Annotated in this window: 36 protein-coding genes, 2 tRNA genes and 1 pseudogene; 5 read left to right on the forward strand and 34 right to left on the reverse strand. The window is 41.5% G+C overall.

Annotated elements, in window-relative coordinates; all coding sequences use genetic code 11:
- Positions 1–21: 21 nt before the first annotated feature.
- The 27 genes and pseudogenes from EKM84_RS12935 to EKM84_RS13055 all read right to left on the reverse strand — a co-directional run bounded on the left by EKM84_RS12935 (position 22) and on the right by EKM84_RS13055 (position 16460).
- Complete coding sequence (locus EKM84_RS12935) at positions 22–1263, reverse strand: phage major capsid protein (protein WP_125766121.1); 1242 nt, start codon at positions 1261–1263, stop codon at positions 22–24.
- A complete protein-coding gene (locus EKM84_RS12940; RefSeq protein ID WP_125766154.1) occupies positions 1263–1982 on the reverse strand; it encodes a head maturation protease, ClpP-related in 720 nt (239 codons plus the stop codon). Before EKM84_RS12940 ends, EKM84_RS12935 begins: the two co-directional genes overlap by 1 nt.
- Complete coding sequence (locus EKM84_RS12945) at positions 1960–3141, reverse strand: phage portal protein (RefSeq protein ID WP_125766122.1); 1182 nt, start codon at positions 3139–3141, stop codon at positions 1960–1962. The genes EKM84_RS12940 and EKM84_RS12945 overlap by 23 nt, the downstream gene beginning before the upstream one ends.
- A gap of 2 nt (positions 3142–3143) precedes the next feature.
- Positions 3144–3341, reverse strand: coding sequence for a DUF1056 family protein (locus EKM84_RS12950; RefSeq protein WP_125766123.1), 198 nt, complete (start codon positions 3339–3341; stop codon positions 3144–3146).
- Positions 3331–5237, reverse strand: a pseudogene (locus EKM84_RS12955) (terminase large subunit). Before EKM84_RS12955 ends, EKM84_RS12950 begins: the two are co-directional and overlap by 11 nt.
- Before the next feature lie 35 nt (positions 5238–5272).
- Positions 5273–5728: a phage terminase small subunit P27 family gene (locus EKM84_RS12960; protein WP_125766124.1), complete on the reverse strand. Its 456-nt coding sequence runs from the start codon at positions 5726–5728 to the stop codon at positions 5273–5275.
- Between the two features lie 277 nt (positions 5729–6005).
- The gene (locus EKM84_RS12965; protein ID WP_191988088.1) at positions 6006–6476 is read right to left on the reverse strand and encodes an HNH endonuclease; all 471 of its coding nucleotides are present in this window, start codon (positions 6474–6476) and stop codon (positions 6006–6008) included.
- 87 nt (positions 6477–6563) lie between these two features.
- A complete protein-coding gene (locus EKM84_RS12970) occupies positions 6564–7463 on the reverse strand; it encodes a DNA adenine methylase (protein ID WP_125766126.1) in 900 nt (299 codons plus the stop codon).
- Between the two features lie 139 nt (positions 7464–7602).
- Complete coding sequence (locus tag EKM84_RS12975) at positions 7603–8562, reverse strand: DNA adenine methylase (RefSeq protein ID WP_125766127.1); 960 nt, start codon at positions 8560–8562, stop codon at positions 7603–7605.
- Positions 8559–8720: a hypothetical protein gene (locus EKM84_RS14250; protein WP_164511406.1), complete on the reverse strand. Its 162-nt coding sequence runs from the start codon at positions 8718–8720 to the stop codon at positions 8559–8561. The genes EKM84_RS12975 and EKM84_RS14250 overlap by 4 nt, the downstream gene beginning before the upstream one ends.
- A 91-nt stretch (positions 8721–8811) precedes the next feature.
- Positions 8812–9105 (reverse strand): hypothetical protein, encoded by a 294-nt coding sequence (locus EKM84_RS12980; RefSeq protein ID WP_125766128.1) that lies wholly within the window; start codon positions 9103–9105, stop codon positions 8812–8814.
- Positions 9106–9327: 222 nt separating this feature from the next.
- Positions 9328–9401, reverse strand: a tRNA-Ile gene (locus EKM84_RS12985).
- Between the two features lie 10 nt (positions 9402–9411).
- Positions 9412–9469, reverse strand: a tRNA-OTHER gene (locus EKM84_RS14255).
- Between the two features lie 129 nt (positions 9470–9598).
- Positions 9599–10015, reverse strand: a complete 417-nt coding sequence (locus tag EKM84_RS12990) for a transcriptional regulator (RefSeq protein ID WP_125766129.1) — start codon at positions 10013–10015, stop codon at positions 9599–9601.
- Positions 10016–10018: 3 nt separating this feature from the next.
- Entirely contained in the window at positions 10019–10276 is a 258-nt protein-coding gene (locus EKM84_RS12995) for a hypothetical protein (protein ID WP_125766130.1), read from the reverse strand.
- 11 nt (positions 10277–10287) lie between these two features.
- Positions 10288–10503 carry a hypothetical protein gene (locus tag EKM84_RS14260; protein ID WP_164511407.1) on the reverse strand — a complete coding sequence of 72 codons (216 nt, stop codon included), beginning with the start codon at positions 10501–10503 and terminating at the stop codon, positions 10288–10290.
- An 8-nt stretch (positions 10504–10511) separates the two neighbouring features.
- On the reverse strand, positions 10512–10706 hold the full coding sequence (locus EKM84_RS13000) for a hypothetical protein (RefSeq protein WP_125766131.1): 195 nt from the start codon (positions 10704–10706) through the stop codon (positions 10512–10514).
- Positions 10687–11109 (reverse strand): hypothetical protein, encoded by a 423-nt coding sequence (locus EKM84_RS13005; protein WP_125766132.1) that lies wholly within the window; start codon positions 11107–11109, stop codon positions 10687–10689. The genes EKM84_RS13000 and EKM84_RS13005 overlap by 20 nt, the downstream gene beginning before the upstream one ends.
- A 169-nt stretch (positions 11110–11278) precedes the next feature.
- Positions 11279–12049 carry an ATP-binding protein gene (locus tag EKM84_RS13010; RefSeq protein WP_125766133.1) on the reverse strand — a complete coding sequence of 257 codons (771 nt, stop codon included), beginning with the start codon at positions 12047–12049 and terminating at the stop codon, positions 11279–11281.
- 1 nt (position 12050) lies between these two features.
- A complete protein-coding gene (locus EKM84_RS13015; protein ID WP_125766134.1) occupies positions 12051–12749 on the reverse strand; it encodes a helix-turn-helix domain-containing protein in 699 nt (232 codons plus the stop codon).
- Positions 12750–12921: 172 nt separating this feature from the next.
- Entirely contained in the window at positions 12922–13638 is a 717-nt protein-coding gene (locus EKM84_RS13025) for a putative HNHc nuclease (protein ID WP_125766136.1), read from the reverse strand.
- A 14-nt stretch (positions 13639–13652) separates the two neighbouring features.
- A complete protein-coding gene (gene ssb / locus EKM84_RS13030) occupies positions 13653–14084 on the reverse strand; it encodes a single-stranded DNA-binding protein (RefSeq protein WP_125766137.1) in 432 nt (143 codons plus the stop codon).
- Positions 14077–14718, reverse strand: coding sequence for a hypothetical protein (locus tag EKM84_RS13035; protein WP_125766138.1), 642 nt, complete (start codon positions 14716–14718; stop codon positions 14077–14079). Before EKM84_RS13035 ends, ssb begins: the two co-directional genes overlap by 8 nt.
- Positions 14719–14803: 85 nt before the next feature.
- On the reverse strand, positions 14804–15466 hold the full coding sequence (locus EKM84_RS13040; RefSeq protein ID WP_125766139.1) for an ERF family protein: 663 nt from the start codon (positions 15464–15466) through the stop codon (positions 14804–14806).
- Between the two features lie 9 nt (positions 15467–15475).
- Positions 15476–15961: a siphovirus Gp157 family protein gene (locus tag EKM84_RS13045; protein ID WP_125766140.1), complete on the reverse strand. Its 486-nt coding sequence runs from the start codon at positions 15959–15961 to the stop codon at positions 15476–15478.
- 2 nt (positions 15962–15963) lie between these two features.
- Positions 15964–16176, reverse strand: a complete 213-nt coding sequence (locus EKM84_RS13050) for a hypothetical protein (RefSeq protein ID WP_125766141.1) — start codon at positions 16174–16176, stop codon at positions 15964–15966.
- Positions 16167–16460, reverse strand: a complete 294-nt coding sequence (locus EKM84_RS13055) for a hypothetical protein (protein WP_125766142.1) — start codon at positions 16458–16460, stop codon at positions 16167–16169. The genes EKM84_RS13050 and EKM84_RS13055 overlap by 10 nt, the downstream gene beginning before the upstream one ends.
- A gap of 370 nt (positions 16461–16830) precedes the next feature.
- Here EKM84_RS13055 and EKM84_RS13060 point away from each other — a divergent pair, with 370 nt between their 5' ends.
- Positions 16831–17178, forward strand: coding sequence for a hypothetical protein (locus EKM84_RS13060; RefSeq protein ID WP_125766143.1), 348 nt, complete (start codon positions 16831–16833; stop codon positions 17176–17178).
- Here the strand turns inward: EKM84_RS13060 and EKM84_RS13065 are convergent.
- Genes EKM84_RS13065 through EKM84_RS13075 form a run of 3 tightly spaced genes read right to left on the reverse strand, consistent with a single transcriptional unit; the run spans position 17175 to position 18356 of the window.
- Entirely contained in the window at positions 17175–17375 is a 201-nt protein-coding gene (locus tag EKM84_RS13065) for a Thoeris anti-defense Tad2 family protein (RefSeq protein ID WP_125766144.1), read from the reverse strand. The two genes, EKM84_RS13060 and EKM84_RS13065, sit on opposite strands and share 4 nt — an antisense overlap.
- 12 nt (positions 17376–17387) lie before the next feature.
- Complete coding sequence (locus EKM84_RS13070; RefSeq protein WP_125766145.1) at positions 17388–18092, reverse strand: Rha family transcriptional regulator; 705 nt, start codon at positions 18090–18092, stop codon at positions 17388–17390.
- Positions 18093–18107: 15 nt separating this feature from the next.
- Positions 18108–18356 carry a helix-turn-helix domain-containing protein gene (locus EKM84_RS13075; RefSeq protein ID WP_125766146.1) on the reverse strand — a complete coding sequence of 83 codons (249 nt, stop codon included), beginning with the start codon at positions 18354–18356 and terminating at the stop codon, positions 18108–18110.
- Between the two features lie 167 nt (positions 18357–18523).
- On the opposite strand from EKM84_RS13075, the gene EKM84_RS13080 reads away from it, so the two are divergent.
- A complete protein-coding gene (locus EKM84_RS13080; protein ID WP_125766147.1) occupies positions 18524–19201 on the forward strand; it encodes a helix-turn-helix domain-containing protein in 678 nt (225 codons plus the stop codon).
- Positions 19202–19327: 126 nt separating this feature from the next.
- Positions 19328–19642, forward strand: a complete 315-nt coding sequence (locus tag EKM84_RS13085) for a hypothetical protein (protein WP_125766148.1) — start codon at positions 19328–19330, stop codon at positions 19640–19642.
- 75 nt (positions 19643–19717) lie between these two features.
- Here the strand turns inward: EKM84_RS13085 and EKM84_RS13090 are convergent, their stop codons facing one another.
- Positions 19718–21097, reverse strand: a complete 1380-nt coding sequence (locus tag EKM84_RS13090; RefSeq protein WP_125766149.1) for an S-layer protein — start codon at positions 21095–21097, stop codon at positions 19718–19720.
- 915 nt (positions 21098–22012) lie between these two features.
- Positions 22013–22291 carry a BRCT domain-containing protein gene (locus EKM84_RS13095; RefSeq protein WP_125766150.1) on the reverse strand — a complete coding sequence of 93 codons (279 nt, stop codon included), beginning with the start codon at positions 22289–22291 and terminating at the stop codon, positions 22013–22015.
- Positions 22292–23192: 901 nt separating this feature from the next.
- Between EKM84_RS13095 and EKM84_RS13105 the strand changes: the two genes are divergently transcribed.
- Both EKM84_RS13105 and EKM84_RS13110 read left to right on the forward strand, forming a co-directional pair.
- Positions 23193–24005 (forward strand): ParA family protein, encoded by an 813-nt coding sequence (locus EKM84_RS13105; RefSeq protein ID WP_024855822.1) that lies wholly within the window; start codon positions 23193–23195, stop codon positions 24003–24005.
- 3 nt (positions 24006–24008) lie between these two features.
- Positions 24009–24365, forward strand: coding sequence for a hypothetical protein (locus tag EKM84_RS13110; RefSeq protein ID WP_024526904.1), 357 nt, complete (start codon positions 24009–24011; stop codon positions 24363–24365).
- A gap of 212 nt (positions 24366–24577) precedes the next feature.
- Here the strand turns inward: EKM84_RS13110 and EKM84_RS13115 are convergent, their stop codons facing one another.
- A complete protein-coding gene (locus EKM84_RS13115) occupies positions 24578–24850 on the reverse strand; it encodes a hypothetical protein (RefSeq protein WP_125766152.1) in 273 nt (90 codons plus the stop codon).
- On the reverse strand, positions 24850–25353 hold a 504-nt coding region (locus EKM84_RS13120), incomplete at its 5' end, for a DUF5776 domain-containing protein (RefSeq protein ID WP_225418209.1). The genes EKM84_RS13120 and EKM84_RS13115, both read right to left, overlap by 1 nt.

Below are 25353 nucleotides of genomic sequence, written 5' to 3' on the forward strand. Positions count from 1 at the left end.
TAGCACTCTCCTTACTAATTATTACTTACCAGGTGTGGTTGCAGAACCTGCTGCAAAGTTCGCTGGTTGGTCAGCAATCGCCGCAAATGAACCAGCAACAAAAGCTTCGGTATCCGTTGGTTCCACATCAAGCCGATCAATCACGCGAACCTTGGTTTGGTCTTTTTCGAAGGCGCCACCGCCAATATTGGTAGTCAATAAGGAAGTGCTTTCTCGGTCAAACAAAGTTACCGCTTGCGACAAATCACCATAGTAAAGTGGATAAGCTGGTGCTGATGCAGTCCCGACATTAGGCAACCACTTGTCAGCTACCTCTACAACCCGCTTGCCGCGGATTAAATACTGATCAGGTTGTGTTGGATCGGGTTGCAATAAGTAACGCCCCATAGCATCCTTAACCTCGGAAAGCACATTGAAACCCGACGTATTTGTCATTAAGAACGACGTAGACTTAATGGCAGGATCAACGGCAGTATTAATCATCGTAATAATGTCATCGAACTTGGACAAGTTGGGCTTTTTAGGTGCGTTGTTCATCGCCGCAATGATTTTAGCATTGCGAGTAACAACAACCTTCTTAGCAATCCATTGAGACAGCCAGGCCAAAATGTTGTCAGCTGTATCCTTTAATAACGAATTAGTGGCAGTAGTAATGCCAGCATACCGATGGATCGTATATTTGACAGTGGATAGCTTAGGATCATCATTATCACCAATGGTGGCTGTTTCATCGTCTAAATCAGCCAACGGGGTAATATCGGTCCACTTTTCGTAAACTCGTGATCCGGTTTGTGTCGTAACAGCTTCCCGATTAACATACTGTTGTAATGAATCGAACTGGCGAACCAGTGTATTAATTGCTGTTTGAATATCTTGAGGAATAGTCAAACCAATTGCGTTGCCAGATTCGTCGGTAGAAGAAGTTACCAAGTTCATAACTTTCGGGTCGCCTTTAATCATACCTTTGAAGTTCTTGATGAACTTAGCTTTAATGTCTTTTTCATTATCATCAAGTGGGGTCTTATTCTTATCATCCATATTGGCAATTTCTTGCGCCTTACGTTCTTCTTCCAGCTGTGTGTGTAAAGCGTCACGACGAGCAACCGCGTTATCCCGTTCTGCAGTCATGTTTTTGAATTCTTCTTGGTTAAATTTATCATCTAAAACGGCAGCATTAAGCTTGCCATTTAGATCTGATACCTTTTGCCCTTGGGCAATCCAGGCATCATGTAACTGATTGATGTTTTTGTTTTTTACGAACATTAGTTGTTCTCCTTTTTGTTTTTACCCATCAAAATAGCCAACTTGCTTTGCATTAGTGCATTAGCAGGTTGGCTTTCTTTAGGTTGTGTAGGTTTAGGTTGTGACTTGGAAATCAGGTTCATAAATTTGTTGATTGCCGATTTGGAAGGAATCTCTGAAACTGAGTTGGTAAATTGAGGTTGTTTATCATCGACAAACATAATCTCGTCAGCAAAGCCTTTATCCACTGCATCTTGTGCCGTCATCCAAGTTTCGTTTGCCATTAATTGCAACACATCATCTGCGGCCATGCCAGTCTTAGCAACATACGCTGAAACAATGGACTGATCAATGCTATCTAGCACATTCGATTCATGCGACAGGTCATCCGCGTTGCCTTGAATTCCTGACCATGCCTTATGGATCATAATCTGAGCCGTTGGTGATATGGAGACTTTGTCCCCAGCCATAGCGATCACGCTCGCAGCGCTGGCAGCTAATCCTTGCACATTAACAGTGACATTTCCCTGATAATTTTTTAACATCGTGTAAATTTCACTAGCAGCGAACACATCGCCACCGTTAGACGCAATGTCAACTTCTACATCGTCATTAGGCCCCGCGCTATCTAGCACATCAGACACGCCGGCTGGTGATACCGCTGGCATACCGAAAAATTGATAGAATGCTGCCGTCTCATTATCGACCACGTCACCTTTAATCATTACCTTCTTCGTTATTTCCACCTCCTTCCGCTGACTGGGTCACAACTTGTTGCGTTGCCGGATTTTTAGCTTCTGGCATATCTGCAGGGAAGTATCCCAATTGTTGCAGTACCCATGTCGCTTGGTTGTTATCAATTGTGCCGTCCTTAGCTAATCCAGATAGTGTCGTAGCAAAGGCATCGCCTAATGGATCAATTGCCGGCCGTAAATTGGCGGTGATAGTCGCGTTCAACTTGTTGTCTAGCTCCGATATAATACATTGCATATAACGGTTTAGCGCGTTGGCGTACATGCCTTTAATCTGGTCAATGCTACTTTGCTGATCGCCTTGACCGTTTAAATAACTATCCGGAATACCAAATACTTTGGCAATCTGCTTGCTGGTCCAATCAGTCTGACTTAGAAGCTTAGTTACATCAGCCTTCATCTCGAGTGGCTTATATTCTTCCAGCTCATCAATTACAACTGGGCCGCCATTTGACTTATTGACCTGCCTCATAAAGTTACGTGATCGACTAGCTTTCATTTTTTCACTCAACAGGCCGCCATGCTGAATAGATAGCACACCAGGCGCGCTTATCGAACGTGCTAAAGCAGCTAAGGTTAAGTCATTGGAAGCGTCCTTAATCTGTAGCTCACTAGTTAGTGCTTCTAAGGGACTGATACCCGTTTGCCCGCCATTAATACCAGTTAAACGAATATGAATCATGTCGCCCTGTGGTACGTATTGCCGTACACCCAATTGGGTTTCATCAAACGTTACGGTATAAGTTAGGCCGCTTCCATCTTCCAACAAGTACGTTTCAACTTGGCTCGGACGCAAGTATTCCCAACGCATATCTAAGCCATTTGGATTACGCCAACGGTACGCAAAACATTCGCCGCCTAGCAGTAGCTGGGCAAACATTGATTGCCAGAACGCATGACCATTGGCCGTGCTGCTGGGATTGTTCAGAATTCCTTGTGCTCGTGGCATATTGGCACTAAGCTGTACCGTCGCTAAATCACCAGATAACTGGCTGACTACCGAATAAATATCGGAATTTTTTAACGCGTCCGTTGCACTGACATAATCACGTTGACCATTGGGGGTTAAGAAATTAACAATGTCGCTATCTTCAACGGGCACACTTTGCACTTGGTTCTTAATCTCAGGTGGTCTGAAAACTGGCATTTTTAATCACCTCCTTTATTCTGGGACGTGCTAATCACTTCTGACAGCCAGCCAATTACAAACAGTGTCACCGCTACTGCCATGACACCCCAAGGCTTGCCAAATAAAAAGGCCCCGTAGTCTGCCACAATTAGGGCACTTACGAAGCATAAAAAGTCGAAATAGTGCCAAATCATGGCAAAAAATCGTTTAAATATCATCAATATCATCTCCTAGCAATCCTGACTCCGGGTTATTAAACCATTCTAAGACCTGTTCCTTAGTCATACGTTCCACTTGCTTATCAGGATTGTTCACGTCTGAAAAGTCTTCAAAGTGATACATGGCTTGGAATAAGGCATCAATCAGCGCATCAACCACATCAATTTTTAGCGTGGCTTTTGCCTTATCAACCTGAATGCCAATCTTATCTTCATAGATTTCTGCATTCAGTAGCGCCTTTTCCATAATTCGATCATCAAGTCGGTCAACTGACCCTTCAACAAACACCTTTTGTAAAAACTTGGTTGGGTCTTTCAGTTCACTGGTTCGTTGACGAATAGCTTCTAGCGGCCAACCAGAATTAAGCTCTAGCTGTTTGATAGCCGGCGTAGCTCCCCAAGCATCATAACCAAAAAAGACCACCTCTAACCGGTGACGATCCACGAAGTTTAGCAGCCACTGATAGACTTGTTCGTCATTAATCAGTCCTTGCGGGTGACTACTGATAGTACAGAAACCTTTTTGAGCTAAATTACGATAATTGATGCCATCTTGTTTTTCTTTGGCTTCAATCGAGCCGGCTTTCTGCCACGGAATAAAACTATGCTGGTAAATAAACCAGCGTGGCTTGCCTGTAGCATCCTGATAGGGGAACACAAATGCCAAAGCAGTATTATCGCTAAACATTGAGTAGTCAAATCCAATGTAGACTTGGCGATCATCGAAACTAAACGATGGCACAATGGATTTTTCAACGTCAGGTAATTTGAGGAAGCTGTCCACTGATTGTTCTAGCCAAAGGTTGAGGTTTTTATTCTGGAAGTCATTAATTGTGCCTGACAACGCGTCAGAATCACGCTTGTCTGTCAGCCCGTTCATTAAAACTTCATATTGGCTTGGTAAATCAAGCAAAGGATTACTTTTTACCCAGGTTTCCGGCTTAAACGTCTCGTCTAAGCTGTCTTGGGCCCAAATCAGGCCTAAGTAAGTATCAGCATCACGTGAGTAATCCTGTTCCATCGCTTGCTGAATCATGCGTTCATCATCATGAAATGGAACTGTGGGATCAGGATAAGCTGTTGAAATCTGAACGAACTGCTTATTACGCACCTTAACTTGACCCGAAACAATTTTAGAAATCTTCTGCCGTGTTTTTACTTCACCAATTTCATCAAAAATAGCAGTTGTAAAGTGAAAACTATCGTACTGGCCCGCTTCATGGCTGATCGCACGTAGCTTGTTATTAGTCTTGCTCATTGTGACTTGATCGGCCTGTGAGGACAGCGTCCGTGTATCTAATCCACTATCTTGAATTAGTGTTTTAAATGGTTCAATCGTTGCAATCTTGGCTAGCATTGACTTAATGTAGCCCAGAATCTTGCTCGTTTGTTTGTAATTAATAGATGAGACTAGGTAATCTTGGTTAGATAGTCCCAGTGATTCAATTAAATAGCTATAAGCGGTGATAATTGCCATAAGATAAGTTTTGCCTTGGCCATTCAACCTCGCGCAACTGAAACAATAGCCCGTGAAAAACGCTTGCCACCGTCATCATTACGCCAGCCAATTAGCATAGCCATAATGAATTTCTGCCACATCATTAGCTTAGTTGGTTCGCCTGTGTCAACATTTGGGCAGATGGAAGCAAATTTAAGTACTTGATCCACTCGTTTTACCGAGTAAGCAAACGGAAATTCAACGCTACCTTGTCGTTGCAAGTCTCTAATGTGGCGAAAAGCCGCTAGCTTAATCAGATAGCCAGTAATCACCTTCTCATCCAGGGCTTCAAAAGCATATTTTGTGCCTGGATCAGTGTATTGCTGGCGAACTTCTGAACAATCTAACGCTTGATAAGCTCCAATAACATCATGGGTTTGGGTTAAATCAATGCGCAAATTAATCACCTCCTTTAACAAGTAGTCTTTTTTTACTATCCCAAAAATTCTTTCATACGATCACTAATACTTCGCTCGTCTTTATGGTCATCTAAGTTTAACTTGAGCAAATCACTACGTGACTTAGGAGATAGTCCCAATTCAGCGCCTAGTTTAGTCAGATTTTTAACCGCTGAATCGTAAATTTGTGTCATAGGATTACGCTTGTATCCCACGAAGTCTCGACCAATTTTTTTACCGGTCTGATCTTGTAACGTTTTATAGATTGCTTGGACTTCACCGTTTTCCTGGATATGTTTATACGCATTGCGGTAAATCTCATATTGGGAAGCATATTGTTCCACAAGACCGCTATCAATGCGCTTAACTGGGGTATTATCCTCTAAAAAAGGCACTAATCGACGCCAAACGACCTTAGCTTGCCGTCCTAAGTAAGCTGGCGGTGTGCGCGTTAATTGACCATTGTTGACGTCTTTATCCGCTTTTTTCATTTTCTCTGCCTCCTTTCATTATTGGGTGACCCCCCCTACCTAAAATATTTCAAAAAACGTTTGTGTCACAAGATGAGGGTATTGTGTGCGCTCTTCTCGGCCGTTAATAAGGGGCGGGGGTGATTTTTATTTGTCTTTCGATACATTACACCTGATTGTTCTATTATCCCTTAGAACGAAAATTACACGTGTTTAAATGGACAGTCAGATAATCAGGTGTGCTATCGGTAAACATAATTTTACAGTCCGAATACCCGGTAGACCGTTTCCACAATCATCACTCCTTATTCATCAATACATTAATGGCACTCACATCAGTAATCTCAGCAACTTGTCTTAACTCGTTGCCTTGGCTTGTGCCATAGTAACTTTGTTCCCAATCCGTCTTCATTCGGTGACACTTACCACATATGACAGCAAGGTTATCAACGTTTGCTTTGAGTGTTTGGTCGTACTCAATAGGAACAATATGATCAACTGTCTTGGCAGCCGTGATGATTCCTTGCACACGACAATACGCGCACAAGTAATGGTCACGTTCTAGGACTTGTTGCCTTAGATGTGACCATTGCCTTGTACGATAGAAGCTGTATTGCTGACGCTTAGTGTCATCACGATTACGTGTGACCGTGTTGTACTTGTGCGTGTAATGCTTATCGTGGCTACGTGCCCAACGTTCACGGCTTGCTAGGTACTCTGCTTCATGCTCGTAGTGTTCACTGCAATAGTGATCTGGTAGTTCCACCATCTGATGGCATCCTGGTTGCCGGCACCTACGTACTCTAGGCATCTTCATCATCCTCAAACATTGCTGTGACGTGTGTATGCTGGAGCCTTACCCCACGTACTCCAGCAACAATTCCTCCCGTCGTGTTCCAACGGCCGTCAGGCTGTGTTTTTTGCCCAAATTAAAAGCCACCTCGGTATGAGGTAGCTTCGTATATTCACTTATATAGATTTGCTTGGCTGGACACGCGGCAAGCCAAGCGTAGAAGGCGTCTGGATTCCACCCGCCATAGTTCACTCCGGTGTTAACGTAAGGCGGATCACAGTAGACAATGTCATCCGGTCGAATGATTAGATCGTGATAATCCAGCGTTGAATATTCCAGTTGTTGCAGTCGTTCCGTTGGTTCCAGTTGTTTCAGTCGTTCGAGTTGTTGTAGTTGCCCCAGTTGCTGGAGGATGTCATAATGACCACTAATGTTCATTTCCTCACGCCGCCACTTGTGAAACATTTTATATTTCCCAGAAATGCTGGTTTCATTTTTTGAATACGAATAAAGGTCATCTAGTTTTGTGCCAGTATTCCCAAAAAAGAGTGCCCGCGTCCGTTGTAGCTTTTCTTTTTCGACTTTCTTTCCCCACAGATAGTCGCGCATGTTATTACCAAACGACCACGCGATTAGAACTAGCGTTCGTTCAATGGAATCAGGCATGTTATCTCGCCAGTTGTAAAACGTTTCGCGATCCATATATACATACTTTATCAGATCAAAATGAGGGCTGTCTTCGATCAATGCTTTGAGCAAATTAACAACGGTTTTCCGTCGGTCATTGTAAATCACTTCGTCCCACTTACCGCTGTTACATGCGTGTAAACTAATACTCCCGCCACCACCAAACACGTCGATGAACCGTCCACCCGATGGCAATAGGTCAATGATCTGCTGCGCCTTTTGGCCTTTGTTGCCAACATACGGCAGGCCACACATCCACTTTTCTGAATTTTTCAATTTGATTTCCTCGTTTTATCATCTTTCAACTGCAAACTAAAAGCGCCATGCTTCTTAGCATGACGTTTGTCTTGTTTGATGGCCTTGTCAGCACGAGCGATCAGCTCCCGTAGGCCTGTGACGTGTGTATGCTGGAGCCTTACCCCACGTACTTCAGCAACAATTCCTCCCGTCGTGTTCCAACGCCCGTCATACTGTGTTTCTTGCCCAAATTAAAAGCCACCTCGGTATGAGGTAGCTTCGTATATTCGCTTATATAGATTTGCTTTGCCGGACAGTTAGCAAGCCATGCGTAGAAGGCGTCTGGATTCCACCCGCCATAGTCCCTGCTGGTGTTAACGTAAGGTGGGTCACAGTAGACAATATCATCTGGTTGAATGATTAAGTCGTGATAATCAAGCGTTGAATATTCCAGTTGTTGCAGTTGTTGCAGTTGTTGCAGTTGTTGCAGTCGTTCCATTTGTTGCAGTTGTTGCAGTTGTTCCAATTGTTGCAGTTGTTGCAGTTGTTCCAATTGTTCCAGTTGTTTCATTAGTTCGATTTCGCTGGCGTGGCTACCACGCGCATTCATCACCTCACGCCGCCACTTGTGATATGCTGTGTATTTCTCAGCAATTGACTGCTTGCTCCTTGTGACGGTGAATAAATTGTCGTACTGTGTGCCAGTGTCACCATAAAACATCGCCCGTGTTGCCAACAACTTGTTGTCTTCAGTTTGGCCACGACCCCACATATAGAAGCGCATGATATTACCAAACGACCATGCAATTAAAACAAGCGTTCGTTCGATGGAATCGGGCATGTTATCTCGCCAGTTGTTGAACGTTTCGCGGGTCATATAGACGTATTTATTTAGGTCAAGGTGTGGCTCATCGGTGAGCAACGTTTTAAGTAGCCCAACCACGGTCTTGCGGCGGTCATTGTAAATCACTTCGTCCCACTTACCGCTGTTACATGCGTGTAAACTAATACTCCCACCACCACCAAACACGTCGATGAACCGTCCACCTGATGGCAATATGTCAATGATTTGCTGTGCCTTTTGGCCTTTGTTGCCAACGTACGGCAGGCCGCGCATCCACTTTTCTGAATTTTTCAATTTGATTTCCTCGTTTTATCATCTTTCAACTGCATATTAAAAGCGCCATGCTTCTCAGCACGACGCTCACGCTTCTTCTTATCAGCCAACCAACGTTCTAAGTCACGATAGCAATGGTTCTCTACTGGGCTAACATAACCATACTCAGTGTGTCGCATGCAGCCACACTCCCAACACGATAATTAATAGCACCATCAGCAGGCCGAATATTAAGTTGTCCCGTTGATAGTTTCTCATTACATCACCTCATTATGAAACCGCACTTTTATACCACTCAGTTATAGATTTCATTTGCTCTGGTGTTGCTGTTAAGAATGCAGACACATCAGCTTCCATATATCTTGGCTTGAACCCATCATAATTTTGGAGTTGTCTAATCGAGATGTACTTGTTAACCCAAATTTCATTAACTTCAATAGTATGGTTGCGCATGACTTTTCTTGCTTTAGGATAGGTTCTATATAACCTTTCGAAATCAAGATGCATCCGATTTTCAGCATCTTTTAAAGTCCCGCACAGCACGACCGTTAGTGTCGTTTTCATCTTTCATTTCCTCCAAACTAAAAGGCCGCCTCGTTAGAGACGACCGTGTATGTGCTTGGTAGGGATTTGCACCCTACATGATGTGTGGTCACATGGGTTGTCGACCCATACCCGTTACTCGCGCCTAACTATGCGTCTACCTATTCCGCCACAAGCACGTGATGGACGCTATAGCCTTGAATGAACGGGAGAGTCCATCTCCTCAGGTTTATTTGCGTCCAATGGACCATGTAGGACTCGAACCTACGACCGAACGGTTATGAGCCGTCTACTCTAGCCAACTGAGCTAAAGGTCCTTAATGCCAATACGTACAACGGGAGTCGAACCCGTATCTTCTTTGCTCTGCCGTTGAGCTATGCACGTGCCTTAACGGTTTTCATCTATGATACTAATTTACACCCAAATTAGGGGCTAAAAGTATCAAAATAATATCACAATAGTATCGAATTAATATCAGAATAGTATCATGATAATCTTGTATTTTTTTCCAATTCAGTATATGCCTAGCATTTTGGCACACTTTTCAATGAATTCCTTTTTCAAAAGAAAAGCGCTGCTTCGGCTGCAATTAACTAGCCCATTAGCAACTATTCCCTCTACACTAAGCCGTGGCCATTTTTTAAAATACAATTCTTTGATTATTACCTGAGTATCCTCGTCAGAATTGGCATAACACTCCTGAACTGCACTCTTTTTCCGTTTCAACATATTTAGTGGCCCATCTTCTTCTAGCTTTATTAATACTGTAGTTACACTATCGCCTATCATAGATGATCTGCCACCACCAACATTATCATCTTCCTGTTTTATTGGGTGGCGCAATTCATCTTCTCTAGCCTTAATTAACTTATCAATCTTAGGATAATCACGTAGAATATCCTCTACCGTTCTAATCGTTGATCGTTTCACCAATCATACCCCCGTTCCATTTGTCAACAGATGCCCATCCTTCTTGGCTGATACTGTCATTACTACCCCACAACCCATCAGCAAACATTTTCGAATATAGTGATACAGTTTCAATGATTCATCTTCCGACAAGTTGAAACTGCTATTCAGCTTGCTCTCAGATATTTTTTGGCAGCAAATGTCCTCACTCATAAGGTATTCGTCTAAGTCATCAGAACACGTTACCTCTAAAACTAGGCTATTATCAATCACTAAATCCATGATCATGCCTCCTAAAATGGCCGTGTAAGCTCGTGTAGCACGTTAGTAATCTCCGCATTGCTCAGCCTACCCAAAGCAATGTAAACTTCCTTAGGCACGTTGTGATCGCTTAATCTGGATTGAAACTCGGCTAGCCCCATCAATACATCGTCTTCTGGCACCAATGATTCCAGATAGCTAAGCAGCATACGTTGGTTACCGTTCATTTCGTCGCGTGTTTTATCCATATGTCCTCCTACATAAACATCGTTAGCTCATGGATAACCTGGTTGCGTTCTTTCGCCGACAGCTTGTTAATCGCGTTGCGTTGGCTGTCGTTCAGCTTGGTAAAGTGATTGCCACACCACACTAACGCCTGTGCCACATCGCCACCATAACTTGCCATGCCTTGCATCACGTATTTGCGATACTCAATCTGTTCGTGTGTCATGTTCTGCCTCCCGTAGCTTTTCTCGCATACAGTGCACCCAATCCTTGTCGCGACCCATAACACTAGCGACTCCTTGGTTGTTAGGACGATTCATATGTTTAACGTTGTATTTTAGCTGAGTTAATTCATCTGGCGTGGCTTGATAATCCAATTCGTCACGTCTTTTCATTCTTCCACGTAATTGCTGTATATATTGCGGTGTCTTGGATCGCTCTTGTGCAATATATACGTTAGTGTATCCGTGGAGAATCAGGTGACGTAGAATCTTGTTTTCTGCTGTGTGCTGTTCCTCAGTTTGACCGCGGATCTCTTTTTTGACATCTTCCGGCCAATTATCTGGATCGTCGCCATAATTGGCATAAGCCGCCCTGATTGCGGCCGCCATTTTCTTGTTTGATGACATAATCTCTATCCCTTTCTCAATAGTCGTTTTGCTTCGTTCCTTAGTTCTTCAAATTCACGTTTACGACGTTCTTTCAAAACTTCATTGCAATTGGGACATGGGCTAGCTGTGACGGTGCTTGCCGTGCAGTGGTGAAAAACGCCAGTGCCATGACACAATGGACATTCACTCATATGTGACGCACCCCTTTCATGCCGTCAAAAATAATTTGCTGTTCCGGGTTGTCTGGATATACGCGATCAATGAACTTGCCTTCATACATCTGTTTTAGCTGCCCTTTGGTGTTGTTGGTTGTAATGATGGTGATACCTTTAGCGGTGTTGTGGTTAAAATCAACTCTAGCGTTAGACACCCGATACATGATGTCTTGCAGATCCTTATGAACCGGTTTAATGTTGCCAGTCATACCGCCTTCCGTGCCGAAATCATCTAGTACCAATACATCAACCTCAATCATTGAACGCGTTATGTTGAGTAGTTTGGAACGGAGTGAAGTGTCGTCATATTTGTCATTGACCATTCTTAGCAGTTCAGCAGTTGATACAAACATGCCACTACGTCCATGGATCATCAGGTGGTCCAACATAGCTAGTGCTAAAGACGTTTTACCAACGCCACGATCACCCATCATAGCCACGTTAAAGTTTTGGTTTTCTAATTGCTTAGCCAACACGAATGCCTTCTTGCCTAATGATTTAGCTAAGTGTGGATTGTCCTGTTTAGCAATATTCCAGTTGCCAAACGAGAATTTGAGCGGTATGTTGCCGGACCAAACCGAGTAGCTATAGTACCGGGCCATTTTGTCCCGTTTCAATTGTTGAGCTGCTTGTTCGGCCGTCTTACGATCTAATTCTTCTTTAGTCGGCAAGTGGTTCAGATCAACATGGTGGGCATTGGCTATCCGCTGAATATATCTCCGGTCAAAAGTAACGTGCTCCATGTTAACCTCCCGTCCAATACTCGCGGCCCTCATGTTTTGGTTCAGTCGATACTTGATACTCATCATCAAATCGGCCATTGAACCATGTAGATCCATCCATAGGGCGATACCAATCTTTATTTTGAGCAATATATTGCTTGTACATTTTTAACTGACTGAAAAGATAATCGTTGGAATGCTTTGCTGACTTTTTACGCCAAGTTTTGTAATGGTTAAACGCTTGCTTCTTCCCCTTTTTGTTGGGATAAGCTGACCAGATTTCTTCAAAGCCAGACTCAATTGAGGAAGGTGCAGCGACAGCTGCACTATTCTTTTTATTACTTGTAGTATTAACTGTAGTATTAATACTTGTAATATTATCTCTCTGATTTTTCGGTATAGGGGTACCCTGATTTTTCGGTATACCCTCCACCGAAATTCTGATATACCTATGCTCAATTTCACGTGTACCCTCTTTATAAATAACGTCTCGTGAAATATGTCCATCGTCTTCTAAAGCTTTGAGCCAAGTTTGAACAGTTGACTTCCCTACTCCATACAAATTGGCGAAGTAGCTATCACTTGCCCAGCAGTAACCCTTTTGATTGCACAAAGCCGTAATCTCTCCATAAAGCAAAGAAGCTTTGCTCGGAAGGTTATTATCATATCTAACGCTTGCAGGAATGATAGCGTAATAATTGGGCTTTTCTGGTTTTCCCATAACAATTCCTCCAAATCACTTTTGTAGCTTGTTAAGCTCACGTTTTAACCACAAGTCATTAACCTCAGCTGGCAAGCCTTGAATATATGCTGCAATCTGACCAGCTCGATGTGCTGATTTAGCGATGGCCACCGGTACACCGTCTACGGAGACAACGTTATTCCAAGCTGCGTTATACTTTTTGACTCGCGTTATTGTCACTTCCATAATTTCCTCTAACTCCAATTTTTCTTAACGTTTCTTCGTCCAATCTGATCCCAGTAACTGGAATGTGATACTTCTCGCCAAACGCTGTCGGCCCGATTTTGTGCCATTCTGTATGGTGCTCACGACACAAACAGTTAACTCGTAGTTGCGTATGGTCAAGATGATTCCGATTGCGGCCAGATCCAACCGTATCAACATGGTTAATATCCGAATGTTCACGGCCACACACCATGCACCGGCGATGCCGGCAACACTGATATTGGTAATACTCTTGCTCTCTCGGTAGCAATTCATAGCCTTGTTTGAACGGTACACGCCACGTAAACATGAAGTCGATAACTAGGTCGAGCAGCACGTTAGCATCGCTCACAGACGATTCTGTGGTGTCTGACAGGCTAATCTCATTACCGTTGGTATACTCACGATATTGGCCATAAAACATTGCCTTCAGGAAGTCTTGTGGCACCACGAAGTAATCGGCAATATCATTCAGCAAAGCAAAGAATAGTCGCCGTTGTTGCGGCCTAGCTTTCCGTGTATCGGCTAGTTCCCAATCCAGGTAAAGTTGGTCACGTGAACCGCTAACGGTCTCGATATGGTCTAAATTTGGCTTTTGGTCAAGCTCAACTAACAAGTATGACTTGCCATTACGTTCAAAGTATTTTGATCGTGACCGCTGCATTTAATCACCTCAAATCAGAATGGTAACGAATCATCGGTAATGTCAACATTGCCATCGTTGTTAGCAAACGGATCACTTGTATTATTTTTCGGCCGGTTGTTTTGATAACTACCGTTACCAGTAGAGTTTTTTGATTCCAAGAACGAGAAGTTTTCAACAATAACTTCTGTGACGTAAACACGTTGGCCTTGCTGATTTTCATAGTTACGTGTTTGAATACGGCCTTCAATGCCGACAAGGGAACCCTTGTGGAAGAAGTTAGCAAAGTTTTCTGCCGGCTTATGCCAAATGACGAAATTAATCCAATCAACCTCACGTTCGCCATTTTTTGTTTGGAACCGTCTACTAACTGCCAAAGTTCCCGAAGCAACAGCTAAACCACTTTCGGTGTATTTTAATTCCACATCTTTTCCAAGCCTACCTGTCAGTGTTACGTTATTAATCATGTTTTCTTTCCCCCTCTGGAGTTGTTAATGCCTTCAATGGAGTCCATCCCCATCTAACTCTTCCGTAAGCAACGTCATATTTAATTTGAAATATCTCGCACCATTCCGAAAAGGTTCGTGTTGCCTGGCCAATTACAACCCATTTACTGTTCGTTTTATTTCTGCTTTGTTCTAGAATCGTTGCCCATCGACAATTTTCAGGGGAGTATCCCTTGTCAACATCAACTCTGTCTATTGTCAATTTATCCGAATATCCATTTTTTACAGACCAAGTCTGAAATTCGATAAAATCGTCCTTCCACTCATCACAAACAGAAATTCCTCTGCCACCATAATTACCAAACGAACTATTGTGTAAGTCTTGGCATCTTGATTTCATTCCCAGCCAAATGGCATAGAGACGTTTATCTTTGTATGCATATTTTTTAAAACGAATTGACGTTGTCTCTTTACGTAGGCAACCACAAGATCTAGTTTTACCAGAAGTTAAATCCGTCGTGCTGACATAGCAGTTATTTCCGCAGTCGCAAATACAGTGCCATTTTCCTTTGGTTTGCTTATTTTTATTTCCTGGAATCCACTCAGTTGCAACAAGTCGTCCGAATCTAATTCCCTGTAATTCTTTTTGTTTCAAGGCATTCACCCCCACTATCGCAACTCAATATCTTTTGTTAGTCGTCCGGTCAAAACTACTCGATTAATCATTAGAATTCCTCTTCTCACTTTGTTTTTTTCAATTGAGCAGTCACTAGGCTGATCAGCTGGTTAGCACCATCATGCGTCAAATCGTTGACCTGGCTAACGTTTAATTTTTCCAGATAACCGTTTCTAACAGCTTCAATTGGGGCGCTTGCTGCCTTACTCATTGCCTCAAACAATCCATTAAGTGTTGTGGTCTGCTGTTTAGTTACAGGCAGGGGTTGACGATTGTTTTGTTGTGTCCCGTTATTTCTATGAGCTGGTTGTTGTGCCGTACGGTTGCTAGGAGCTGCTTTAGTTGCTTGCTGTCCATCGTCATCTTTAGACGCGGATACGCCGAACGCTGCTGATAAGCTATATCGTCGTGCATAAGTTTCAGCAGAACCGAATGCCTGCGCGTCTTTACGCTGTACTGGCATGCTAAGTGGATTGTAAATAATGTACTCGCCACTAGCATCAAACAGCATAGTCGTAATAGATACACCATTAGGATCGCTGGTCGCTTCCTGCGTATAACCTAACGTATCTGGCAGCGCCCTATCTACTGCAGCGGTTAAGTCTTCCAAAGTTACATAGTTCCCATAATGACTTTTTCCATCTTTACTCGGTTGTGCTTTGAGTAAATTCTTACGGAATTGTGCCATACTAGTAGCCAAGTTTTTAATTGATTCGCTTTTTTCCATAACTTCCTCCTACTTAATTCGAATTGACCGTGTCTGTACCAGCTTGGCACCAGGAACCTCTTCACCATCATTGAGCGCCTGTTTAATAGCCGTTTTATTCATTTTCTTTTCTACCTCAGTAAATTCATCGGGAATAAGTTTGTCGTTCGTCACATCAACGCTAACGGGGTTATTTTGAACCCAAATAGACAAGTCAATATCTTTGATTTTGTCCTTGCCTGCTGTTTCCATCGCGTGCTGTAGTGCCAATTTCAACCGACTAATATTGTTGGACAGCGCACGATTTCGTTCTTTGTCGTGTTTAATTTTGTCTGTCAGTTGCTTTTTGTCAGCTACCAGCTGCTTAATAACTTTGCCGTAGTCAATTGCTTTGTCAGCGATGCTATCTTGCAAGCTCTCAATTGTGTCATCGAACAACTGCTGATCTTCTGGTTTGGCACTGCTGGCTAATTCAACGACATTCAATAGATTGCCATCAAGTTCGTATAGATTCATGCTTATTCCTCCTCCAAATTGGGTGACCAGGCAACAAGCTCGTTGCTGATGCTGTATAGCCGATCAATCTCATCATTGCTAAGCCGATCATTCTCGGCCAACAATTGAACTTCTTTGAATAGATCAGATTTAATGTCAGCTAATTCAGCTAAGTTGCTAACAACCACTGCTTTAGGTTGAAAACGGCTGCTTGTGTGTACCTTGACTACGTCCATGAGATCACCTCCGCACTTTTAAAATCTTCCAAGATGGTTGCCAGATGGTCATAGTCCCAATCAATCTGGGTTCCATAATCCTCACCCTCAGCATCTAAAAAGTCGTGCATTGAATCTTCATCGGTTGGCACATATCGGCCTTCTGCTTCCCAATAAGTTTCACCAGAAATCATGGGGTCACCATTGGTATCTTTGACCATGAATCCCGTCTCAGGCTGCGGTTCCAACCGATTCATGTACCGGACAAAATCGAATGTTGCATGATCTGGCACGTTCATCGCCATTGCAACCACCGCCCGTCTGGAGTAGAATTGACGTTATAGAAATAGGATAAATGTAATTTATCTTCGAGTCCTGGGCTGTCCCTTAGGGCTCTTTTTTTGTGCCATAATTTCATTTGCTTTCCTCCATTCCAAAGAAGTCTTTCCAAAATGGTGTCCATCCGCCGGCACGCACCACTGACTTCCGAAGCTGATAACCGGCTGAGGCGATCAATACAATTACTGTTAGCCAGAAGGTTAGAAAGCCAACTAGCAGGTAAACTTCGTACATATATAGCCATTCCTTTCCATTGATACGTTCTTAACCCTATTGATTTACCAAGATCTAAAGCGTTGTATACTTGAGTTATTCCAATTAACCGAGGTGATACTGATGCAATTAGATGAACTGACTAACGATGCAAAATTTCTCTTATCAGTAATGTACAAGCAATATATTAGTGATAGAAAAAGTGGTCATACTAAACGTGAAGCTAAATTTTTTGGCTCAGAAATAAGAATTCATGACACTCTTATGTCCGAGTGGGAACAGGATGATGTTCATGAAACTATTAACGAACTGTCTAGAAATAAGCTGTTAGATGTTATTTATGGAAACGATGAAGCCGCAATTGTTAATTTATCAACTAATGCCATAGTCCTAATGGAACATAAATTTCAAGATAAAGTTGATTCGATATTAAATTACGCAACTAAAATAAAAACATTGATCACTTTTTAGCCATGTACTACCCAGTCTTTAGCAATTAAGTCTTCGTAACTCGGTTCCCACCTTGGGGTGAATTTGTTATCTGCCACAATAATTATTCTTTCTGTAGTATTTGTTGGAATTAACCATATCGGTCGCGGAAACTGTGAACGTCTTGCAATTCCACGACCTGTTTTTTGTGCCATTATTATTGCTTTTCTCAACTTCATGTTGTTTCCTCCTTATGCTGTCTGCTCAACTTTAGGCATGATTCCCTTTGATTCGAGAAAGTCATACAGGAAACGCTGCCCTATTTGCGTCCACTTCATTGTGTTACGAACTTGTTCCAGTCCTTTACTGTCCTTATACGGAAATGGTTCAACGTGCGTGTATCCTAGATTCTGATACTTGGCATACAGCAACCACGTTTTACCTTGCTTGTATTGAATGCCTAATCCGTGCAGCAGCTTGTTAAACTCACGCGTTGAGTAGCCGTAGTTCTTAGCAATTACCGATGTTGTTTCCAACCCTGGATTAGCTAACATCTTGTCGGTGTAGTCTGCTTTAGGCTGCAGCACTGAAATTTTTTCCGCTTGATCAGCAGCCAAACGTAATGCTTCTGGCAGCGTAGCTGGAACTTGGAATTTAACTTGCTGTTCCATCTCGTTGAACGCGTCAATGTACTGGAGCTTGAATTGAAGCGCTTTGTTACCAGTGAACCCCATTGCTAGTAAGGTGAAACCATCACGGTTCAAGTAATATCCGCGTCGGTTTCGACCATAAGAATCGGGTAAATTTGTTTCCAAGAACATCTGCGCAAATTTGCGCACATCTTTCAGGTCGTCAATTGTTCGCAACACATCACGGTGATTCTTGCCAAACTTATCTGCTACCTGCAAGCTGCTAGTAACTGCTTGCTTGTCTTTCATAATTACTAATTCGTTCATATGGATCATTCCTTTCTATGCTGATTGCTTAGGTCGCGTTAATGCGACTTTTTCTGTTAAAAAAATGTCAACTACCTCTTCATTTGTAAGAGGAATAAAACTTTGCATTTTTTTGATTTCGTTAATTGTGAACTTGTTTCCACCATCTTTTAATTTTCTAGATAAAGTGCTCCGGTTAATTCCTAAAGCCATTGACAATGATTCGTGAGTTACATGCCGTTCAACCATCAATCCTTTTAGACGATCAATTTTAATATCTAACATATAGGTAGTCTCTCCTTTCTAGTCGCATTGTTGCGACTCAATGAATAAATTATAATGCTTATCTTTGCAAAAAGCAATAGGGAAATCGCAAAAACGCGACTTTTTGTTGTTGCGTTTTTGCAACAACATGGTATACTAAAACCATCATATTAAGGAGGGGATTGTAAATGAATGTTGGCGAAAGAATGAAAAACATTCGCAAACAAAAAGGCATAAGTGCCGACGTGCTTGCAGAAGCTATTGATGTTTCTAGGTCTACGATATTCAGATATGAAAACGGTGATATAGAAAAACTGCCAATCGAAGTAGTTGCACGTGTTGCAAACGCTTTGCATGTTTCCCTTGCTGAATTAATGGGACTTTCTAACGGTATTTTACCTGAAAAGATAAGTAACATAGTGTCTGAACTAACAGCAGATAGGCAACAAAACGTTTATAATTATGCTGATAAGCAGCTAAAAGAGCAAAAAAACAATGTTGTTCATATACCTAGGACTCAAATTAGGCTTCTAGGAGCTGTATCTGCTGGTACTGGTGAGGAACTGCAAGATGATACAACCGAAGTTGATTACACAGGTATAATTCCTGATTATGATTATGCTTTACAAGTTAACGGTGATTCAATGGAACCGTTATTTACTGATCAGCAAATAATTTTTGTTAAATATGCAGAAGAAGCATTTAACGGACAGATAGTTATTGCTTACGTAGATGGTAAGGCTTATGTAAAGAAATACCATCAAACTGAATACAGTTGCCAACTAGTTAGTTTAAACGACAAATATGATCCGATAGATGTTAGCTATGACAAAAGCTTCAAGATAAAAGGAGTTGTAGTTTTGTAAGTCCCCTACACGGGGACTTCTCTTAGCATTCAAAAAGAACATATGTTTGATTAACCGGGTGGTTGGTCATGGGTCCGAGTCCTGTGTAATCAGTTGATTCACAACTTGAATATGGAGGTTGCTATTATGACAACGTTTGAATTAGAAGAATACTTGGAAGCGAACAGTCAGATTGTCGACAATCTTCGGGATAAATATGCTGCGTTCCTAAACGAACAAAACGCAGACCGCCCCACCAATAAAAAGTGGAGTAGCCTGCGCATTAAAAATGAGACCAGTAGTGCTGTCATCAAATTCATTAGCAATATCCAAGCCAAATTGAGTTCAGCCATGAAGCCCCGTCAGCGAAAATCTTATGATGGCTGGGTTGATTATATGGAACGCAATGAAATCATCGATAGCTTGGAAGAGTCCCTAATGGATCTGGAATTAGAAGACTGAAACACTGTTAAACTTCTAAGTAAAAAAAAGGTAAACCCAGATGGGTTTACCTTTTAATTAGCTGCTTAAGTTTAATTAAGCAATCCAGCCATCACTTGAGGTAGTTGTGTTAGCAGAACCTAGCTTCAACGTAGCAGTGTAGTATGCGTTCAAAGTATCACCGTATACAGCACGTGGGTTGTCTTTTGCAAGGTCAGTAGGAACAGTTAACTTGAATTCGTAATGGTATGCAGTACCATCGATAGTATAGTAAGTCTTGGTTCCTGTTAAAGTAGCTTTTTTCAAGGAATTTTCAACCTTAGTCAAATCAACGTTTGCAGTCTTGTCACCATCGAGAGTTGTGGCATCAAAACCAGATACCGTAACATCCTTAGTGGACAAAGTAGCATTCTTAGCAAGACCATTAACTACAGTAGCAGTAGTTGTATCAACTTTATCAACCTTCAAAGCAACCTTTGAAGTTGCAGTAGCAGTCACATCAACATATACAGTAGTACCATACTGTGCTGAAACAGTATAGCGAGAAGATACGGCATAGTTAGCTGGCTTTGCAGCCTTGATGTAATCAACAAGTGATTGGTTAGCTGTGTTCACAGCCTTAGTACCAACTGGATCCCCAGCCTTTGTGGTTGAAGTAGTTGCGCCATCAACCCAAGTTGCAGTACCAACATTAGCCTTAGTAGAAGCATCACGGTAAACAACATTGACACTGTTATCACTGGTTGCAGCGTTAGCAGCAACAGTTAATGACAAACCACCTAAGTCTTGCTTAGTGTTATCGGTGATAGAAGCATCGAAGCCCTTACCAGCATAGATCCAGCCAGAGATTGAAGAATCCTTGCTATCAGTTACGTGATAGTACAAAGAACCTTCCTTAGTCTTAGTTGCAGCCTTGTCAACCGTGAATGGATCAGTCTTGGAAGCACCGTAAAGGCTAACCTTCTTGGCATGGATATCGGTATTCTTAGGAGCAGTCCAAAGAGTGTTCTTTGAAACATCCTTCAAGTAGTAACCGGTAGTACGTGCTGGAGTAGTAGCAGCAGTCGTAGTTTCAGCAGCTTTGATCCCGGCAGTAAATGTGCCAGCGGTCTTACCTGCGTAAACGTAACCACGGTACTTCTTGTCCATAGTAACGATCTTGTAGTATACGGAACCACGGTTAGTAGTCTTAGTACCGTATGCGTAGAAAGTGTCGCTAGACTTCTTAGAAGCAGCTAACTTAGCAACTGTCTTCTTAGAAGCAACGACCTTGGCACCCTTAACAGTACCTGGCTTTGAGTAAATGGCATTAGTACCAGTTACAGTAACATTTTGACTCTTGTCTGCAAGAGCGGTGTAAGCACCGGCAGTTGCATAGCTCTTAGCACTTGCAGTAGTGGTAGTAACAGCTGAAAGACCAGCTAAACCTAACACTGCAGCGCCTACATAAATAGACTTTGCGAATGATGAACGCATAGATGAAAACCTCCTGTAATTTCTTTATTAGCAAAAAAGTTATGTAAATTATTACAACCATTTCTGCTAATAAGATTATAACATACGACGTCTATTATGCCAAAAGAAAATTTTAAAAAGTTCACAAAAAATTCACATTTGTAAAAAAGTCCATAAAAAAGCCCTTCAACAAGTCAGCGGAAGGGAAGAAATCAAGGATTCATCTATGCAAAAACAATTATAACCTATATGTAGTGAAAAAACAATATCAATGAAATATTTGTAACAAAAAAAGGACGCCCTGCTTGAAGGAGCGTCCAATCTTCAAAGAAGGAAGAATAAAAACCAACTTTAAAGAAATCACTTTAAGTATAATAGCTTATAATTCCAGTAAAGTCAAACTAATTTTTGCCTTTCTAAGGCTAGTTTTTAAATTGACCAGACTAGATTTAATATGTTAATATTCAATTGTTCTTCTATGAGATAGTCTGAACGTGCATAAAATATGGATAGCCTACGACTGGCTATCCATATTTTATTTTTTAATTGCTACAATAATTTATAAATGCTATGATGTAAAAGTTCCAATCCTTCGGAACGTCCTCGTCTTTGGAAAAGCCACTCAAAGTTACCCTCAGCACACAACTTCTTTGGTGGCTTTTTTGATTATTTACATTTTTCTCAAAGTGAACTATCATTTTTAGGATAACAAATAAAGTTTCATCCATTCATTTACAAAAAAGAGGCTTCCAGCATAACACTGGAGACCTCTTTTTTATATACCAATTTTTACTTTACATATTCAGCCTTATCCCAAGTAACCACCATTCGCCCTGATAAAACAACGATCCGTTATTTTTTCCTTGTGAAAATTGACGGTATGGGATTGGTCTAGGTGAAAATCGCCCGAAAACTTAGGAAAGCCACTTTGTGAAGTTAACCGTCCAAACTCCTAGACCATTGCGCCAATCGTGCCTGACACCAGGCCAAAAACTCACGTTCTGAAATCGTTGGGGTTCCCGTCAATAACTTTTTTGTGATCGGCTCCTCACCTAAAACCGTCTCAATTAACCCAACCACTAAATAATCTGTCTGTTTCGTAACCCAATTTTGTGGTTTCGCCCCAAAGACTTTCGCCAAACTAAAAGCTTGATCCCGAGTCATGGTTGTTAAGCGACCGGTAAAAGCAATCTCACAATCTCTTAAATCAAGCATTTTAAATCATCAACTTTCTTGATTCTAATGTTGGTTTTGACTTGACGGGTTACGATTTTCCATTCAGTTTAGAGGGAGTGACGTTTTGAGCGCAGAATTGTTCCCTGGAAACAGCTATTTGGAATAACTGAACCAGAGTACAATTCTACTACTAAAAGTTTCCCCTTAGTTCGTCGGTCGTTAACGCCCGTCGCTTGTCTGTACAATTGCGGTATTGCTACCACCACTCATTATAAACCTACGTTTTCGGTTTAACCTACTAAAAAACGCCCTAGTAGGCGTTGGCAATACGTATTTATGTTTGTTCGATCACCAACTAATCAATGGCACCAAGCTGAAGCTTCGTTTTACCACCCGCGCCGTTAATGGTCGCGCTCACCATTCACCACCCAGCCGTACAGATGACCTTGTTGTGGTATAGCCAGACTTATTGAAGTCGCACTGGCAAACGTGTCCCCTTAGATTTAGACCCCAGCTTGTCCCCTAGGGCTTTAAAAATCGCACCGGCCATGATATAATAGTCAGTAACTTAGATGACTTCTGTGGCGCTCACCAACTCCAATTGGTGGGTGTTTTTTTATGTTCTATTTGATGTCTAAATCATATCTCAATAGCAAGAATAAGTAAAGGCACTTTTTACATAGTTCTATAGAACCACGTAATTTATAATTCTATAAATCTATAGTTCTATAAATCTATAGATGTTCATTTCTATAGTTCTATAAATCTATAGTTCTATAGAGCTGCTATGTCGGCAATATTCGCTATTTATTAGGTCTATAGAACTATAGATCTATAGTTCTATAGATATTCATTTCTATAGTTCTATAGATCTGAAGAAAATGTTCTATAGAATTTTATTTTTTTATGCTATAATTTTTCCCAAAAGGATGTGTCTATGTTGACCACAACTATTACAACCGGTAATTTTAAAGGCGGAGTTGGAAAAACAACTAATGCTGTTATGATTGCTTACACCTTATCCAATAGAGGGAAAAAATCCTTAATAGTAGATCTTGATCCACAAGCTAATGCTACAGACTTGCTGTTTACAACAATGAGCCAAGTGTATGGAACTAAACCTGATTTTAGTGAAACGCTTGAAGTTGCTTTAAAAAAAGGTAGTTTAGAAAATGCAATTGTTCATGTAAATGATAACTTAGATTTACTTCCTTCGGATGATGATTTACAGAACTATGATAAATTTCTGAGCTCTTCGTTTCCTGATGACTACACACAAGATCATTATTTCTCTAAACTATTATCAAAAATTTCAAGTAAATATGATTTTGTAATATTGGACGTTCCCCCACAATTAAACAAATTTACTGATTCCGCTTTGGTTGCAAGTGATTACGTTATTGTTATTTTGCAAACCCAAGAGCGCTCATTGCGAGGGGCAGAAACATACGTTAAGCACTTATTGCAAATCAAAGACGATTACTCTCTCGACATTGATTTGTTAGGCGTTTTACCTGTCTTACAACAAAACGGAAATGATTTAGATTTAGACGTTATCGAAGATGCAACTACAAGCTTCGGTAATGCAAATATGTTTAAACAAAAGGTGCGTCAGATGGCTAGATTAAAACGATTTGATCGCACTGGTATAACAAATAATGCTAGCCATGACATAAACGACAGAAGGGTTCACCATCTTTATGATTTGGTTGTAGATGAATTATTAGAACGTTTAAAATTGATTAGAGGTTAAAAAATGACTGCTAACGATAAAATGGGATTAGGTGCTTTTGGAGAAACTAGAAAGAATAAAACCACACGACCTCAGAAAATTGAGCCACAAAAATTTGAAGAACAACACAGAAGCATGCCAAATGACCAAGTACTAATTAAACCAAAACGTAGATTGACAGCAAAAGATACTCCAAAGTCTGTCCAGGCACAATTAGACACTCATATGGCCATAAAGCAAATAGCTACCATTGAAAATAAGCGAAACTATGAGGTTCTCAACGAAATCGTTGAAAGCTATGTTCAGAATATGCCGAACCAAAGCAAAAAATTAGTAATAGATAGTGTTAGAGCTGTTCAACAAAATATGCGAGATTTTTAAATATCTATAGATCTATAATTCTATAGAACGAAAATTTTGTAGAACTACCAGATTAACGAATATCACTGCGTCCTCAGACGACACGTTCAACTTTTATACGTATACTTGTCCGTTTAAATGAAGCAGAATACACGCAAAAAAGCCACCCACCTCGTAAGAGATGAGTGGCTTTTTGGTTGCGTCAACTTTAAAGGATTAACTTAATCCTAGCACTATTTATTTTTTAATTCACGTACATCGCCTTCAACATTGTCTAAGCGTTCGTTGATAACTTTGTGCTCGCTTCTGCTAGCGATAAAATCTTGACGCAGCGTATTTTGCGAATCGAACAGACGCTCAATCCGCTGGCTACTATCCTTCATACTTTGAGCAATTTCTTGCAGCCGATCCGTGAAGGGCTTCATGACAACCATCAAAGCCGCATAGATACCTGCAACTACAGCTAAAGCCAAGGTGACTAATTCGATCCAACGATCAAAGGTCATTACTTACCACCCGACTTTCTAACCAATTTTACGTAGTCCTTATTAGCTGAAATGTAACCAACGTCAGTCTTAATCCGGTACACCTTACCGTACTTGACGGCCTTACCGTAGATTGTACTGCCCTTGGAGAAGTGAATACGGCGCTTATTAGCCTTGTCTAGATCTGGCTTACCATATACATTAACCTCACTGGTAATCACTTCGTACAGGCCGTTATCAGCCCAGTATGAGGCTTTCTTAGGAGTTACCTTGGTAGCCTTACCTGAAAGCTTACCATCAAAATCACGGCTGCAATCCACCCCATGCCCATTCCAATTATCGGTATTTTGCCAGGCATTGGCGTCGTTTACTCCTGGCCCATAATTATTATAGGCTGCTACCCAGATTGCTTTATCAACTAACTGGGAACGATTAATCCGTCCAGAATTGAACCAGCTACCCGATCCGTACGTAATCACATTCTTGTACCCGTGACTAATCAGATACCGAAGGAATACGTTAAC

It is taken from the genome of Levilactobacillus mulengensis (assembly GCF_003946045.1).
Taxonomy (GTDB): domain Bacteria; phylum Bacillota; class Bacilli; order Lactobacillales; family Lactobacillaceae; genus Levilactobacillus; species Levilactobacillus mulengensis.

Bases quoted from the DNA above. Each gene is read 5' to 3' on its own strand.
- EKM84_RS12935 (WP_125766121.1), bottom strand. From the start codon at position 1,263: ATGTTCGTAAAAAACAAAAACATCAATCAGTTACATGATGCCTGGATT.
- EKM84_RS12945 (WP_125766122.1), bottom strand. From the start codon at position 3,141: ATGCCAGTTTTCAGACCACCTGAGATTAAGAACCAAGTGCAAAGTGTG.
- EKM84_RS12950 (WP_125766123.1), bottom strand. From the start codon at position 3,341: ATGATATTTAAACGATTTTTTGCCATGATTTGGCACTATTTCGACTTT.
- EKM84_RS12960 (WP_125766124.1), bottom strand. From the start codon at position 5,728: ATGAAAAAAGCGGATAAAGACGTCAACAATGGTCAATTAACGCGCACA.
- EKM84_RS12965 (WP_191988088.1), bottom strand. From the start codon at position 6,476: ATGGTGGAACTACCAGATCACTATTGCAGTGAACACTACGAGCATGAA.
- EKM84_RS14250 (WP_164511406.1), bottom strand. From the start codon at position 8,720: ATGCGACACACTGAGTATGGTTATGTTAGCCCAGTAGAGAACCATTGC.
- EKM84_RS12980 (WP_125766128.1), bottom strand. From the start codon at position 9,105: ATGAAAACGACACTAACGGTCGTGCTGTGCGGGACTTTAAAAGATGCT.
- EKM84_RS12995 (WP_125766130.1), bottom strand. From the start codon at position 10,276: ATGGATTTAGTGATTGATAATAGCCTAGTTTTAGAGGTAACGTGTTCT.
- EKM84_RS14260 (WP_164511407.1), bottom strand. From the start codon at position 10,503: ATGGATAAAACACGCGACGAAATGAACGGTAACCAACGTATGCTGCTT.
- EKM84_RS13000 (WP_125766131.1), bottom strand. From the start codon at position 10,706: ATGACACACGAACAGATTGAGTATCGCAAATACGTGATGCAAGGCATG.
- EKM84_RS13005 (WP_125766132.1), bottom strand. From the start codon at position 11,109: ATGTCATCAAACAAGAAAATGGCGGCCGCAATCAGGGCGGCTTATGCC.
- EKM84_RS13010 (WP_125766133.1), bottom strand. From the start codon at position 12,049: ATGGAGCACGTTACTTTTGACCGGAGATATATTCAGCGGATAGCCAAT.
- EKM84_RS13015 (WP_125766134.1), bottom strand. From the start codon at position 12,749: ATGGGAAAACCAGAAAAGCCCAATTATTACGCTATCATTCCTGCAAGC.
- EKM84_RS13025 (WP_125766136.1), bottom strand. From the start codon at position 13,638: ATGCAGCGGTCACGATCAAAATACTTTGAACGTAATGGCAAGTCATAC.
- ssb (WP_125766137.1), bottom strand. From the start codon at position 14,084: ATGATTAATAACGTAACACTGACAGGTAGGCTTGGAAAAGATGTGGAA.
- EKM84_RS13040 (WP_125766139.1), bottom strand. From the start codon at position 15,466: ATGGAAAAAAGCGAATCAATTAAAAACTTGGCTACTAGTATGGCACAA.
- EKM84_RS13045 (WP_125766140.1), bottom strand. From the start codon at position 15,961: ATGAATCTATACGAACTTGATGGCAATCTATTGAATGTCGTTGAATTA.
- EKM84_RS13050 (WP_125766141.1), bottom strand. From the start codon at position 16,176: ATGGACGTAGTCAAGGTACACACAAGCAGCCGTTTTCAACCTAAAGCA.
- EKM84_RS13055 (WP_125766142.1), bottom strand. From the start codon at position 16,460: ATGGCGATGAACGTGCCAGATCATGCAACATTCGATTTTGTCCGGTAC.
- EKM84_RS13060 (WP_125766143.1), top strand. From the start codon at position 16,831: ATGCAATTAGATGAACTGACTAACGATGCAAAATTTCTCTTATCAGTA.
- EKM84_RS13065 (WP_125766144.1), bottom strand. From the start codon at position 17,375: ATGAAGTTGAGAAAAGCAATAATAATGGCACAAAAAACAGGTCGTGGA.
- EKM84_RS13070 (WP_125766145.1), bottom strand. From the start codon at position 18,092: ATGAACGAATTAGTAATTATGAAAGACAAGCAAGCAGTTACTAGCAGC.
- EKM84_RS13075 (WP_125766146.1), bottom strand. From the start codon at position 18,356: ATGTTAGATATTAAAATTGATCGTCTAAAAGGATTGATGGTTGAACGG.
- EKM84_RS13080 (WP_125766147.1), top strand. From the start codon at position 18,524: ATGAATGTTGGCGAAAGAATGAAAAACATTCGCAAACAAAAAGGCATA.
- EKM84_RS13085 (WP_125766148.1), top strand. From the start codon at position 19,328: ATGACAACGTTTGAATTAGAAGAATACTTGGAAGCGAACAGTCAGATT.
- EKM84_RS13090 (WP_125766149.1), bottom strand. From the start codon at position 21,097: ATGCGTTCATCATTCGCAAAGTCTATTTATGTAGGCGCTGCAGTGTTA.
- EKM84_RS13095 (WP_125766150.1), bottom strand. From the start codon at position 22,291: ATGCTTGATTTAAGAGATTGTGAGATTGCTTTTACCGGTCGCTTAACA.
- EKM84_RS13110 (WP_024526904.1), top strand. From the start codon at position 24,009: ATGACTGCTAACGATAAAATGGGATTAGGTGCTTTTGGAGAAACTAGA.
- EKM84_RS13115 (WP_125766152.1), bottom strand. From the start codon at position 24,850: ATGACCTTTGATCGTTGGATCGAATTAGTCACCTTGGCTTTAGCTGTA.